The sequence below is a fragment of the Pseudomonas sp. NPDC089396 genome (assembly GCF_044749545.1).
Lineage (GTDB): Bacteria > Pseudomonadota > Gammaproteobacteria > Pseudomonadales > Pseudomonadaceae > Aquipseudomonas.
This window is the reverse complement of the sequence record NZ_JBIVIC010000006.1, coordinates 365,596-378,341: the sequence shown is the minus strand read 5'-3', so window position 1 is coordinate 378,341 and position 12,746 is coordinate 365,596. Positions and strand designations below refer to the sequence as shown.

Genomic DNA, 12,746 nt, shown 5'->3' with positions numbered 1-12,746 from the left:
CTTTCTAGCCTCGGCCAATCCCGGCGAACTTGCCCTGGGTATGCTCGGCCAGCACCGTCGCTGCCAACTCGACTTCCAGCCCCCGCCGTCCTGCGCTGACATGGATGGTTGCAAAGTTCTGCGCAGAGTCATCGATGAACGTGCGCAGGCGTTTTTTCTGACCAAGCGGGCTGATGCCTCCTACCAAATAACCGGTGGCGCGCTGCGCGGCCGCAGGGTCGGCCATTTCGCACTTCTTCACGCCAGCAGCATGGGCCAACGCCTTGAGGTCCAGCGTGCCGACCACAGGCACCACCGCCACCAGCAACTCGCCCTTCTCGCTGCTCGCCAGCAAGGTCTTGAACACCTGCTGCGGATCGAGCCCCAGCTTTTCGGCCGCCTCCAGCCCGTATGACGCCGACTTGGGGTCATGTTCATAACTGTGCACACGGTGCTCGGCGCGGGCTTTTTTCAAGAGGTCAAGGGCGGGGGTCATGCAAGGCTCCGGTCAAGGGACAGGTCGGCGGCTACTTTAGGACAATTCCCACATCCCAGCCAGCTCATCACTTACGCGCCTGTCTAGCGTGCGCATTCGAACCCTTATCTAGCGCTCATAACGTGACCAGCCGTTCACTTTCGACCTTTGACATATGCGTTTCTTGTCTATATTTTTTCGTTTCTGAATAAATTGGTGCACTTTTAAGGTGCATTCCTGTATCCGCCCGGGGTCGATGGAGATAGACACCGGGCCTTGCTGTCGAGCGCCACGCGCCTCACAACAAAAAAAACGAGGTCATACATGACGACTGCGCTACGCGAACCCACACTGTCCAGCCAATGCCTGGCCGAATTCCTCGGCACAGCGCTGCTCATTTTCTTCGGCACCGGTTGTGTCGCCGCCCTCAAGGTCGCGGGCGCCAGCTTCGGGCTGTGGGAAATCAGCATCATCTGGGGGGTCGGCGTGAGCATGGCGATCTACCTCACCGCCGGGATTTCCGGCGCACACCTGAACCCGGCCGTGAGCATTGCGCTCACCCTGTTCGCCAGCTTCGACAAACGCAAGCTGCCGTTCTACATGCTTGCCCAGGTCGGTGGTGCGTTCTGCGGCGCGGCGCTGGTCTACACCTTGTACAGCAACCTGTTCTTCGATTTCGAACAAGCCCACGCCATGCTGCGTGGCAGCAGCGAGAGCCTGGAGCTGGCCTCGGTGTTCTCCACCTATCCACACCCGTTACTGTCCACTGGCCAGGCATTTCTGGTCGAAGTGGTGATCACCGCCATCCTCATGGCCGTGATCATGGCCCTGACCGACGACAACAATGGCCTCCCACGTGGGGCAATGGCCCCTCTGTTGATCGGCTTGCTGATCGCGGTAATTGGCAGCGCCATGGGCCCCCTGACGGGCTTTGCGATGAACCCCGCACGCGACTTCGGACCAAAACTGATGACGTTCCTGGCCGGCTGGGGCGAAATCGCCTTCACTGGCGGTCGGGACATCCCTTATTTCCTGGTTCCGGTGTTTGCACCGATCCTCGGCGCTTGCCTGGGTGCCGCGACCTATCGCGGCCTGATCGCTCGCAACCTGCCGACGACGTCAATCGCGAATCCAGAGACAAACGACAATTGCCAGGGCGATACTCAAGCCAACTGATGCTGACGCCCTGTTCTCCTTATTTTGCAAGGCCTACGACCATGACAGACACCCAGGATAAGAACTACATCATCGCCCTGGACCAGGGAACCACCAGTTCGCGGGCCATCATTTTCGACCGCGACGCCAATGTGGTCGGGACCTCCCAGCGCGAGTTCGCCCAGCATTACCCACAAGCCGGCTGGGTCGAACACGACCCGATGGAAATTTTCGCCACCCAGAGCGCGACCATGGTCGAGGCCCTGGCCCAGGCTGGCATCAGCCATGCCCAGGTCGCCGCGCTGGGCATCACCAACCAGCGTGAAACCACGGTGGTGTGGGACAAGGAAACCGGTCGCCCGGTGTACAACGCCATCGTCTGGCAATGCCGCCGCAGTACCGAAATCTGCGCGCAGCTCAAGCGTGACGGGCATGAGGACTACATCCGCGAAACCACCGGCCTGGTCACCGACCCGTACTTCTCGGGCACCAAGCTCAAGTGGATCCTGGACAACGTCGAAGGTGCCCGCGAACGTGCCGAACGTGGCGAACTGCTGTTCGGCACCGTCGATACCTGGCTGATCTGGAAATTCTCCGGCGGCAAGGTGCATGTCACCGACTACACCAACGCCTCGCGCACGCTGATGTTCAACATCCATAGCCTGCAGTGGGACGACAAGCTGCTCGAAATCCTCGGTATTCCTCGGCAGATGCTGCCTGACGTGCGGCCTTCGTCGGAAGTCTATGGCCATACCAAGAGCGGTATCCCCATCGCCGGTATCGCCGGTGATCAGCAGTCCGCATTGTTCGGCCAGATGTGCGTGGAGCCCGGCCAGGCCAAGAACACCTACGGCACCGGCTGTTTCCTGCTGATGAACACGGGCGACAAGGCGGTGAAGTCATCCCATGGCCTGCTCACGACCATCGCCTGTGGCCCGCGGGGCGAAGTGGCCTATGCGCTGGAGGGCGCGGTGTTCAACGGCGGTTCCACCGTGCAATGGCTGCGCGATGAACTGAAGATCGTCAACGATGCCCTCGATACCGAGTACTTCGCGAGCAAGGTCAAGGACAGCAACGGCGTGTACCTGGTACCTGCCTTCACCGGCCTGGGCGCCCCCTACTGGGACCCGTATGCGCGTGGCGCACTGTTCGGCCTGACCCGTGGGGTGAAGGTCGACCACATCATCCGCGCCGCGCTGGAGTCCATTGCCTACCAGACCCGCGACGTGCTCGACGCCATGCAACAGGACTGCGGCCAGCGCCTGTCCGAACTGCGCGTGGACGGTGGCGCAGTGGCCAACAACTTCCTCATGCAGTTCCAGGCCGACATTCTCGGCACCTGCGTAGAGCGCCCACAAATGCGCGAAACCACGGCGCTTGGCGCTGCCTACCTGGCGGGCCTGGCCTGTGGGTTCTGGAGTGGCCTGGACGAGTTGCGCGACAAGGCGATCATCGAGCGCGAGTTCAGTCCGCAGTTGGACGAGTCGCAGAAAGAAAAGCTGTACGCTGGCTGGCGCAAAGCGGTCGATCGTACCCGTGATTGGGAAGATCACGAGGCCTGATCTGCATGGCCCCATCGCCGGCAAGCCGGCTCCCACAGGTAGAGCGCCATTCTCTGGCGCGCTGCTGATCGGTGTGGGAGCCGGCTTGCCGGCGATTGGGCCGCATAGCGGCCCCAATAGTCTACTGGCCGCCACTCCCTTCCTACGGCATCATTGCAGAATTTGTCCGGCAGCCCAGAAGGACCGCCCATGAATCTGCCCCCACGCCAACAACAAATCCTTGAGCTGGTCCGCGAACGCGGCTACGTCAGCATCGAGGAAATGGCGCAGCTGTTCATCGTCACCCCGCAAACCATCCGCCGCGATATCAATCAGTTGGCCGAACTCAACCTGCTGCGCCGTTATCACGGTGGTGCAGCCTATGACTCGAGCATCGAAAACACCGCCTACGCCATGCGCGCCGACCAGATGCGTGATGAGAAGCAACGCATCGCAGAAGCCGTGGCCCGGCAGATTCCCGACCATGCCTCAGTATTCATCAACATCGGCACCACCACCGAATCCATCGCCCGCGCCCTGCTCAACCACAACCACCTCAAGGTCATCACCAACAACCTGCACGTAGCCGCGATCCTGGCCGCCAAGGACGACTTCGAAGTTCTGGTCGCTGGCGGCACGGTACGCCGTGACGGCGGCGTGGTCGGCCAAGCCAGCGTCGACTTCATCAACCAGTTCAAGGTCGACTTCGCACTGGTCGGCATCAGCGGCATCGACGAAGACGGCAGCCTGCTGGATTTCGACTATCAGGAAGTGCGCGTTTCCCAGGCGATCATCACCAACGCACGGCAAGTGATCCTGGCGGCCGACTCCAGCAAGTTCGGGCGTAATGCCATGGTGCGCCTGGGCTCGATCAGCCTGGTCGATTGCCTGGTGACCGACCTGCCCCCCACGCCGGCCCTGAGCCAGTTGCTCAATCAGTACAAGATCCGCCTCGAGGTGGTCTGATCGAATGGTGGGCCATTGGGCGGCCCGCCATTTTCGTAATTGTTCACTTTATTGTCATCAGATCAGTTTTTTCTATAAAGACTGACTGGCGACGGGCTTTCTCTTGCGCTAGTATTTTCGTAAACGAACATCAATGTTCATATTCGATGTGCACAGCCCCAGGAGGCCTTGCCCGTGTCCCAGCCCGTTTCGTCCCAGCCCCCACTCGCCGACTGCTATGACCTCGCCGTAATTGGCGGTGGCATCAATGGCGTGGGCATCGCTGCCGACGCCGCCGGACGTGGCCTGAAGGTGTTTCTCTGCGAAAAGGACGACCTCGCGCAGCACACGTCGTCGGCCAGTAGCAAGCTGATCCACGGTGGCCTGCGTTACCTCGAACATTATGAATTCCGCCTGGTGCGCGAGGCACTGGCAGAACGGGAAGTGCTGTTGGCCAAGGCCCCGCACATCGTCAAGCCGATGCGTTTCGTGCTGCCCCACCGCCCGCACCTGCGCCCGGCGTGGATGATCCGTGCGGGCCTGTTCCTATACGACCACCTGGGCAAGCGCAAGCGCCTGGGCGCTTCGCGCAGCCTGCGCTTCGGCCCGGGCTACCCGCTCAAGCCGTCGATCACCCGTGGGTTCGAATACGCCGACTGCGCCGTGGACGACGCCCGCCTGGTAGTGCTCAATGCCATGGCCGCGCGGGAGAACGGTGCGCACATCCAGACCCGCACTCGCTGCCTGCGTGCCGAACGCAGCGACGGCCTGTGGCTGGTCGAACTGCAGCATGCCGACGGCAGCCTGCAGACCATCCGCGCGCGCGCCCTGGTCAATGCCGCGGGCCCGTGGGTCGCCAGCTTCATCAAGGACGACCTCAAGCTCGACGCGCCCTATGGCATCCGCCTGATCCAGGGCAGCCACCTGATCGTGCCGCGCCTCTACGAGGGCGAACATGCCTACATCCTGCAGAACGAAGATCAGCGCATCGTCTTCTGCATTCCTTATCTGGACCGCTTCACCCTGATCGGCACCACCGACCGCGAATACAGCGGCGACCCGGCCAAGGTCGCGATCACCGAGCAGGAAACCGACTACCTGCTCAAGGTGGTCAATGCCCACTTCAACCATCAACTGAGCCGCGCCGACATCCTGCACACCTATTCCGGTGTGCGGCCACTGTGCAACGACGAGTCGGACAACCCTTCGGCCGTCACGCGCGACTACACCCTGGCGACGTCCGTCAGCGAGGGCCAGGCACCCCTGCTGTCGGTGTTCGGCGGCAAGCTGACCACGTACCGCAAGCTGGCCGAGTCGGCCATGGATGAGCTCAAGCCTTACTTCAGCCAGATGCGCGGCAGCTGGACCGCCAGCGCACCCCTGCCGGGCGGCGAAAACATGAGCACCGTACCAGCCCTGGTCGACGCCGTGATGGCGCGCTGCGGCTGGCTGCCCGTGGACATCGCCAAACGCTGGGCGCTGACCTACGGTAATCGCGTATGGCGTCTGCTCGAAGGTGTAGAAGGGCCTCAGGACCTGGGCCAGGCCATCGGTGGAGGTCTGTTCAGCCGCGAGGTGGATTACCTGCGCAGCGAGGAGTGGGCTATCAGCGCCGAAGACATCCTTTGGCGGCGGACCAAGTTGGGCCTGTTCACCACCGAGGCCGAACAGCAGGCACTGCGTGAGTACCTGCAAAGGCTGCAGGCGCAGATTCGCGCAGCCTGACGTTCAATCCCCGCCCCGGCACCGGGGCGGTGTTCTCATTTCAGGGCGCTCGCCCTCCCGCCACTCATTCGGATTTCCGAACAGGCATCCGCCATTCGTTCGGAAGTCCGTGCGCCCTATTCCCCGCAAAAGCGCCATAAATCCTTCATCCCCAGCATTTTCGGGAGGTTATGATCGAGGGAAGGGCTTGGCACGAGTCATGCTCTACACTTGGAAGCCGAATGCACACCGCTTCATGCTGTATCCGTTGAACGAAAGAGTCCGCCAACGGCTCCATAAAAAAAACAAACATGTCGAGGAAAATTTGATGCGCATCGTTCGTCAATTGCTGGGCGCCGCCATCGCGGCTGCAGTCATCGCTTCGCCGGCCATGGCCGAGGAGCTGACCGGCACCCTGAAGAAGATCAAGGATTCGGGCACCATCACCCTGGGGCACCGTGACTCCTCCATTCCATTTTCCTACCTGGCCGGCAAGCCCGAGCCCGTGGGCTACTCGCACGACATTCAGCTGGCTGTCGTCGACGCCCTGAAGAAGCAACTGGGTACGGACATCAAGGTCAAGTACAACCTGGTCACCTCCCAGACCCGCATCCCGCTGGTGCAGAACGGCACCGTCGACCTGGAGTGCGGCTCCACCACCAACAACGTCGAGCGCCAGCAGCAGGTTGGCTTCTCGGTGGGCATCTTCGAAGTCGGTACCCGCCTGCTGACCAAGGTCAAGGACGGTCAGCCTTCCTACAAGGACTTCCCTGACCTGGCCGGCAAGAACGTGGTGACCACCGCCGGCACCACCTCCGAACGCATCCTCAAGGCGATGAACGCCGACAAGCAGATGAAGATGAACGTGATTTCCGCCAAGGACCACGGTGAAGCCTTCAACATGCTCGAAAGCGGCCGCGCCGTGGCCTTCATGATGGACGACGCCTTGCTGGCCGGTGAAATGGCCAAGGCGCGCAACCCGAAAGACTGGGTCATCACGGGTACCCCACAGTCGTACGAAATCTACGGCTGCATGGTGCGCAAGGATGACGCAGCGTTCAAGAAAGCGGTCGACGACGCGATCATCGCCTACTTCAAGTCGGGCGAAGTCAACAAGAGCTACGACAAGTGGTTCACTCAGCCAATCCCACCGAAGGGCCTGAACCTGGACTTCAAGATGAGCGACGAGCTGAAAAAACTGATCGCCGAGCCGACCGACAAGGCCGCGGACGAGAAGAAGTCCTGATCCTCAGCTAGTGGCCTGGTGCGCACGCGCACGAATCAATTCTGCAGGCCACTCATTAGTGTCTAACCTTTCATCCGAGGGCGCCATGCGCCCCCGGATGCTCGAAGGTGCCCGTGAAACAACCGTCTGAGGGGAAATCCCGATGAATTACAACTGGGACTGGGGCGTGTTCTTCAAGTCCACCGGCGTGGGCAGCGAAACCTATCTGGACTGGTACATCACCGGCCTGGGCTGGACCATCGCCATCGCCATTTCCGCCTGGATCATCGCCTTGCTGCTGGGGTCGGTGCTCGGCGTCATGCGTACCGTGCCGAATCGCCTGGTATCGGGCATCGCCACTGCCTATGTGGAACTGTTCCGCAACGTGCCGCTGCTGGTGCAGCTGTTCGTCTGGTACTTCCTGGTACCGGACCTGCTGCCCGAAGGCCTGCAGGAATGGTTCAAGCAGGACCTCAACCCGACGACTTCGGCGTTGATCAGCGTGGTCATCTGTCTGGGTCTGTTCACCGCTGCCCGCGTCTGCGAGCAGGTGCGCACCGGTATCCAGGCGCTGCCGCGGGGCCAGGAAGCCGCCGCCCGCGCCATGGGCTTCAGCCTGCCGCAGATCTACAACAACGTGCTGCTGCCACAGGCCTACCGGATCATCATTCCGCCGCTTACCTCCGAGTTCCTCAACGTGTTCAAGAACTCGTCAGTGGCATCGCTGATCGGCCTGATGGAACTGCTGGCGCAGACCAAGCAGACCGCCGAGTTTTCCGCCAACCTGTTTGAGGCATTCACCCTGGCCACGCTGATCTACTTCACCCTGAACATGGGCCTGATGCTGCTCATGCGCATGGTCGAGAAGAAAGTCGCCGTGCCGGGCCTGATTTCCGTGGGGGGCAAGTAAATGGAAATGGATTTCAGCGAAATCATCCCGGCCCTGCCTGCCCTCTGGGAAGGCATGCTGATGACCCTCAAGCTGATGGTCATGGGCGTGGTCGGCGGTATCGTGCTGGGCACCATCCTGGCGCTGATGCGCCTGTCGTCGAGCAAGCTGCTGTCGCGGCTGGCAGGTGCCTACGTCAACTACTTCCGGTCGATCCCTCTGCTGCTGGTGATCACCTGGTTCTACCTGGCGGTTCCGTTCGTGCTGCGCTGGATCACCGGCGAGGACACCCCGGTGGGCGCGTTCACCTCCTGCGTGGTCGCCTTCATGATGTTCGAGGCCGCGTACTTCTGCGAAATCGTCCGCGCCGGTGTGCAGTCGATCTCCAAAGGGCAGATGGGCGCCGCGCAAGCGCTGGGCATGAACTACGCACAAACCATGCGCCTGATCATCCTGCCCCAGGCCTTCCGCAAGATGACCCCGCTGCTGCTGCAGCAGAGCATCATCCTGTTCCAGGACACCTCGCTGGTGTACACCGTGGGCCTGGTGGACTTCCTCAACTCGGCACGCTCCAACGGCGACATCATCGGGCGCTCCCATGAGTTCCTGATCTTCGCCGGGATCGTCTACTTCCTCGTCAGCTTCTCCGCTTCGTGGCTGGTCAAGCGCCTGCAAAAAAGGATCACCGTATGATTTCCATCAAGAACGTCAACAAGTGGTACGGCGACTTCCAGGTACTGACCGACTGCAGCACCGAGGTCAAGAAGGGCGAGGTGGTGGTGGTCTGCGGCCCGTCGGGCTCGGGCAAGTCCACCCTGATCAAGTGCGTCAACGCCCTGGAACCCTTCCAGAAGGGTGACATCGTGGTCGATGGCACCTCGATTGCCGACCCGAAGACCAACCTGCCGAAACTGCGCTCGCGGGTGGGCATGGTGTTCCAGCATTTCGAGCTGTTCCCGCACCTGACCATCACCGAGAACCTGACCATCGCCCAGCGCAAGGTGCTGGGCCGCAGCGAGGCGGAAGCCTCCAAGAAGGGCCTGGCCTTGCTCGACCGCGTCGGCCTCAGCGCGCATGCCAAGAAGCACCCTGGCCAGCTCTCCGGCGGCCAGCAGCAGCGTGTGGCGATCGCCCGTGCCCTGGCAATGGACCCGATCGTCATGCTGTTCGACGAACCCACCTCGGCGCTGGACCCGGAAATGGTCAGCGAGGTACTGGACGTAATGGTTCAGCTGGCCCACGAAGGCATGACCATGATGTGCGTGACCCACGAGATGGGCTTTGCCCGCAAGGTCGCCAACCGGGTCATCTTCATGGACAAGGGCAGCATCATCGAAGACTGCACCAAGGAAGAGTTCTTCGGTGACCAGAACGCCCGCGACCAGCGCACCCAGCACTTCCTCAGCAAGATCCTGCAACACTAAGTCGGCCACAGTGTCCGCTGCCCCTGCATTCATCGGGCAGCGGACGCTGGTCGTGACAAGGCCACTGTGATGAAATGCGACCCCTCGCTTCTTCGCCCTGCCAAACCTGCCGTGAAATCCCGCCTGATCCGTCAATTGCTGCTGCCGCCACTGGTCATCCTGCTGATGGTCGGCCTGGGCCTGGCCGGCTACCTGATCAGCGAAAGCAACGGCATCCGCACCCTCAGCGAAAACGGCGAACGCCAGCTGGAGCTGCACGCGCGCACGGTCGAGAGCGAAATCAGCAAATACACCTACCTGCCGAGCCTGCTGGAGCTGGAAGACAGCGTGTCTCAGCTGCTCACCGACCCCGACGGTGCCAACCGGCAAGTCGTCAACGAATACCTCGAAGGCCTGAACCGGCGCAGCCGCAGCCGGGCGATCTTCGTCCTGGATACCAACGGCCGCGTACAAGCCACCAGCAACTGGCGCGATGCCGACTCGTTCCTCGGTGAGGACCTGTCGTTCCGGGCCTACTTCCAGAACGCCGTGCGCGGCGAACCCGGGCGCTTCTACGGCATCGGCAGCACCACCGGCGAAGCCGGCTACTTCCTGGCCCATGGCCTGGAAGAGCACGGCAAGATCATCGGCGTGGCGGTGATCAAAGTGCGCCTGGACACCCTGGAGGAACGCTGGCAACGGGCGCGCCTGGAAGCCTTCGTCAGCGACGAGAACGGCATCATCATCCTGTCCAGCGACCCGGCGCGGCGGCTGAAATCGGTACGCCCGCTAACCCCCCAGATCAAGGAGCGCCTGGCGCGCAGCCTGCAATACTACTGGTGGCCACTCAACGAGTTGCAGCCCCTGGCCCGCGAGACCCTGGCCGATGGCGTGGAAAAGCTCACGTTCCCGGCCAACAGCGAAACCGCCCAGGGCAAGCCCCGTGAGGTGGCCTACCTGGCACAAACGCGGCGGCTGGTCGATACGCCGTGGCATTTCACCTTGCTCACGCCTTTACAGGACCTGCGCCGCGAGTCGATGGTGCAAGGCATTCTGGTGGGCGTGGCGTTCGCCTTGCTGGCGATCCTCGGCATCGCCTGGAACGAGCGGCGCAAGGTGGTCGCCACCCGCTTGGCCGCCCGCGAAGCGCTGGAAGAAGCCAACAGCCAGTTGGAGCGGCGCATCGCCGACCGGACCGCCGACCTGCGCGCCAGTAACGAACGGCTCAAGGGCCAGATCCGCGAACGTCGGCACGCCGAACAGACCTTGCGCCACGCCCAGGACGAACTGGTGCAAGCCGGCAAACTGGCGGCCATCGGGCAGATGTCCACCAGCATCGCCCACGAACTCAACCAGCCGCTGGCGGCACTGCGCACCTTGTCCGGCAACACGGTGCGCTTCCTCGAACGTGGCGCGCTGGAAACCGCCAGCACCAACCTGCGCACCATGAACGACCTGATCGACCGCATGGGCCGCATCACCGCCAGCCTGCGCTCGTTTGCCCGACGCGGCGACGACACCGGCCAGGCATCGCTGGCCAAGGCCGTCGACGCCACGCTGCAGGTGCTTGCCAACCGAATCAGCGCCTGCCACCTGCAACTGCACAGCCAGTTCGAGGACCACCAACTGGCCATCGACCAGACGCGCCTGGAGCAGATCCTGGTCAACCTGATCGGCAACGCCCTCGATGCCATGGCCTCCCAGCCGCTGCCTGAGCTGTGGCTCGAAGGTGAGCTGCAAGGCGACAAGTATCGCCTGCGGGTACGCGATAATGGCCACGGTATCGACGCCGAGGCGCGCAAGCACCTGTTCGAACCCTTCTTCACCACCAAACCCGGCGAACACGGCCTGGGCCTGGGCCTGACCCTGTCGGCGAGCCTCGCCGCCGCCGCCAAGGGCAGCCTGAACGTCGAGCACCCCGCCAACGGCGGAACCGCCTTCGTCCTGGCCCTGCGCCTGGTCACGCCCCCTAGCGAAACGGCAGATCATCCATGAACCCAGCACCCCTTACTGTCCTGATCGTCGAAGACGACCCGCATGTGCTGCTCGGCTGCCAGCAAGCCCTGGCCCTGGAAGACATCGCCTGCGAAGGGGTCGGCAGCGCCGAGCAGGCCCTTGAGCGCATCGGTGATGACTTCGCCGGTATCGTCGTCAGCGACATTCGCCTGCCAGGCATCGACGGCCTGGAACTGCTCAACCGCCTCAAGGCCCGTGACCGCAGCCTGCCCGTGGTGTTGATCACCGGCCACGGCGATATCGACATGGCCGTCGGCGCCATGCGCAACGGCGCCTACGACTTCATGGAAAAACCCTTCTCGCCAGAACGCCTGGTCGAAGTGGTCAGGCGAGCCCTGGAACAACGCGGCCTGTCCCGCGAGGTGTTTGCCCTGCGCCGCCAGCTGGCCGAGCAGAGCAGCCTGGAGGGGCGCATCATTGGCCGCTCGCCGGCCATGGAACACTTGCGCGAACTGATCACCAACGTGGCCGACACATCGGCCAACGTACTGATCGAAGGCGAAACCGGTACGGGCAAGGAGCTTGTCGCACGCTGCCTGCATGATTTCAGCCGACGCCAGGGCCAGCCTTTCGTCGCGCTGAACTGCGGCGGGCTGCCGGAGAACCTGTTCGAGAGCGAAATTTTCGGCCACGAAGCCAATGCCTTCACCGGCGCCGGCAAGCGCCGCATTGGCAAGATCGAGCATGCCAATGGCGGCACACTGTTCCTCGACGAGGTCGAGAGCATGCCAATCAACTTGCAGATCAAGCTGCTGCGCGTACTCCAGGAGCGCACCCTGGAGCGTTTGGGCTCGAACCAGAGCATCCCGGTGGACTGCCGAGTGATCGCCGCGACCAAAGCCGACCTGGCCAGCCTGGGCCAGAGCGGCCAGTTCCGCAGCGACCTCTACTACCGGCTGAACGTGGTCACCCTGGAATTGCCACCCCTGCGCGAGCGCCGCGAAGACATTCGCCAGTTGTTCGAGCACTTCCTGCAGCAATCGGCGTTGCGCTTTGATCGGGAGTTGCCGCAACTGGACAGCCAGACCCTTTCGCGGCTGATGTCCCACGACTGGCCAGGGAACGTGCGCGAGCTGCGCAACGTTGCCGAACGCTTCGCCTTGGGCCTGCCTGCCTTCAAGAAGGGCCCGAGTGGTGGCGCCAGCCAAGGGTTGGGCTTTGCCGAAGCGGTGGAAGCCTTCGAGCGCAATCTGCTCAGCGACGCCTTGCAGCGTACCGGCGGCAATCTCAGCCAGGCCAGCCAGGAACTGGGGATGGCCAAGACCACGTTGTTCGACAAGGTGAAGAAATACGGCCTGGGCTGAGATCGGCAAAGGCCCGCAACTGTCTTGCTCAATTTCCAGAAACTGACGCGATTGCTGTGGGAGCCGGCTTGCCGGCGATGAGGCCGGGACAGGCACGACGCTGTCACCTG

General features: G+C 62.5%; 11 protein-coding genes. 10 read left to right on the top strand and 1 reads right to left on the bottom strand.

The genetic code is table 11. The annotated features are described in order from the left end of the window. Window positions 1-4 precede the first annotated feature (4 nt). Window positions 5-475 carry a Cys-tRNA(Pro) deacylase gene (ybaK, locus tag ACIPZB_RS14155; protein WP_008094555.1) on the bottom strand — a complete coding sequence of 157 codons (471 nt, stop codon included), beginning with the start codon at window positions 473-475 and terminating at the stop codon, window positions 5-7. A gap of 303 nt (window positions 476-778) precedes the next feature. On the opposite strand from ybaK, the gene ACIPZB_RS14150 reads away from it, so the two are divergent. The 10 genes from ACIPZB_RS14150 to ACIPZB_RS14105 all read left to right on the top strand — a co-directional run bounded on the left by ACIPZB_RS14150 (window position 779) and on the right by ACIPZB_RS14105 (window position 12,636). After that, complete coding sequence (locus ACIPZB_RS14150) at window positions 779-1,630, top strand: MIP/aquaporin family protein (RefSeq protein ID WP_400640833.1); 852 nt, start codon at window positions 779-781, stop codon at window positions 1,628-1,630. A gap of 41 nt (window positions 1,631-1,671) precedes the next feature. Continuing rightward, complete coding sequence (gene glpK, locus ACIPZB_RS14145) at window positions 1,672-3,171, top strand: glycerol kinase GlpK (RefSeq protein ID WP_008094560.1); 1,500 nt, start codon at window positions 1,672-1,674, stop codon at window positions 3,169-3,171. A 189-nt stretch (window positions 3,172-3,360) separates the two neighbouring features. Next, window positions 3,361-4,116 carry a DNA-binding transcriptional repressor GlpR gene (gene glpR, locus ACIPZB_RS14140; protein WP_400640830.1) on the top strand — a complete coding sequence of 252 codons (756 nt, stop codon included), beginning with the start codon at window positions 3,361-3,363 and terminating at the stop codon, window positions 4,114-4,116. 174 nt (window positions 4,117-4,290) lie between these two features. After that, entirely contained in the window at window positions 4,291-5,820 is a 1,530-nt protein-coding gene (glpD, locus tag ACIPZB_RS14135; protein WP_400640828.1) for a glycerol-3-phosphate dehydrogenase, read from the top strand. Window positions 5,821-6,127: 307 nt separating this feature from the next. Continuing rightward, window positions 6,128-7,045 (top strand): glutamate/aspartate ABC transporter substrate-binding protein, encoded by a 918-nt coding sequence (locus ACIPZB_RS14130; RefSeq protein ID WP_400640826.1) that lies wholly within the window; start codon window positions 6,128-6,130, stop codon window positions 7,043-7,045. 142 nt (window positions 7,046-7,187) lie between these two features. Then, entirely contained in the window at window positions 7,188-7,934 is a 747-nt protein-coding gene (locus ACIPZB_RS14125) for an amino acid ABC transporter permease (protein ID WP_110636214.1), read from the top strand. After that, on the top strand, window positions 7,935-8,606 hold the full coding sequence (locus tag ACIPZB_RS14120) for an amino acid ABC transporter permease (protein ID WP_400640824.1): 672 nt from the start codon (window positions 7,935-7,937) through the stop codon (window positions 8,604-8,606). Beyond that, window positions 8,603-9,337: an amino acid ABC transporter ATP-binding protein gene (locus ACIPZB_RS14115; protein WP_008094571.1), complete on the top strand. Its 735-nt coding sequence runs from the start codon at window positions 8,603-8,605 to the stop codon at window positions 9,335-9,337. Before ACIPZB_RS14120 ends, ACIPZB_RS14115 begins: the two co-directional genes overlap by 4 nt. Window positions 9,338-9,406: 69 nt before the next feature. Next, a complete protein-coding gene (locus ACIPZB_RS14110) occupies window positions 9,407-11,311 on the top strand; it encodes an ATP-binding protein (RefSeq protein WP_400640822.1) in 1,905 nt (634 codons plus the stop codon). Beyond that, window positions 11,308-12,636, top strand: a complete 1,329-nt coding sequence (locus ACIPZB_RS14105) for a sigma-54-dependent transcriptional regulator (RefSeq protein WP_400640820.1) — start codon at window positions 11,308-11,310, stop codon at window positions 12,634-12,636. The genes ACIPZB_RS14110 and ACIPZB_RS14105 overlap by 4 nt, the downstream gene beginning before the upstream one ends. Window positions 12,637-12,746 lie beyond the last annotated feature (110 nt).

Excerpts from the sequence above, each read along its gene's own strand:
- glpK (WP_008094560.1), top strand. The coding sequence starts at position 1,672 with ATGACAGACACCCAGGATAAGAACTACATCATCGCCCTGGACCAGGGA.
- ACIPZB_RS14110 (WP_400640822.1), top strand. The coding sequence starts at position 9,407 with ATGAAATGCGACCCCTCGCTTCTTCGCCCTGCCAAACCTGCCGTGAAA.
- ybaK (WP_008094555.1), bottom strand. The coding sequence starts at position 475 with ATGACCCCCGCCCTTGACCTCTTGAAAAAAGCCCGCGCCGAGCACCGT.
- ACIPZB_RS14130 (WP_400640826.1), top strand. The coding sequence starts at position 6,128 with ATGCGCATCGTTCGTCAATTGCTGGGCGCCGCCATCGCGGCTGCAGTC.
- ACIPZB_RS14115 (WP_008094571.1), top strand. The coding sequence starts at position 8,603 with ATGATTTCCATCAAGAACGTCAACAAGTGGTACGGCGACTTCCAGGTA.
- ACIPZB_RS14125 (WP_110636214.1), top strand. The coding sequence starts at position 7,188 with ATGAATTACAACTGGGACTGGGGCGTGTTCTTCAAGTCCACCGGCGTG.
- ACIPZB_RS14120 (WP_400640824.1), top strand. The coding sequence starts at position 7,935 with ATGGAAATGGATTTCAGCGAAATCATCCCGGCCCTGCCTGCCCTCTGG.
- glpR (WP_400640830.1), top strand. The coding sequence starts at position 3,361 with ATGAATCTGCCCCCACGCCAACAACAAATCCTTGAGCTGGTCCGCGAA.
- ACIPZB_RS14105 (WP_400640820.1), top strand. The coding sequence starts at position 11,308 with ATGAACCCAGCACCCCTTACTGTCCTGATCGTCGAAGACGACCCGCAT.
- ACIPZB_RS14150 (WP_400640833.1), top strand. The coding sequence starts at position 779 with ATGACGACTGCGCTACGCGAACCCACACTGTCCAGCCAATGCCTGGCC.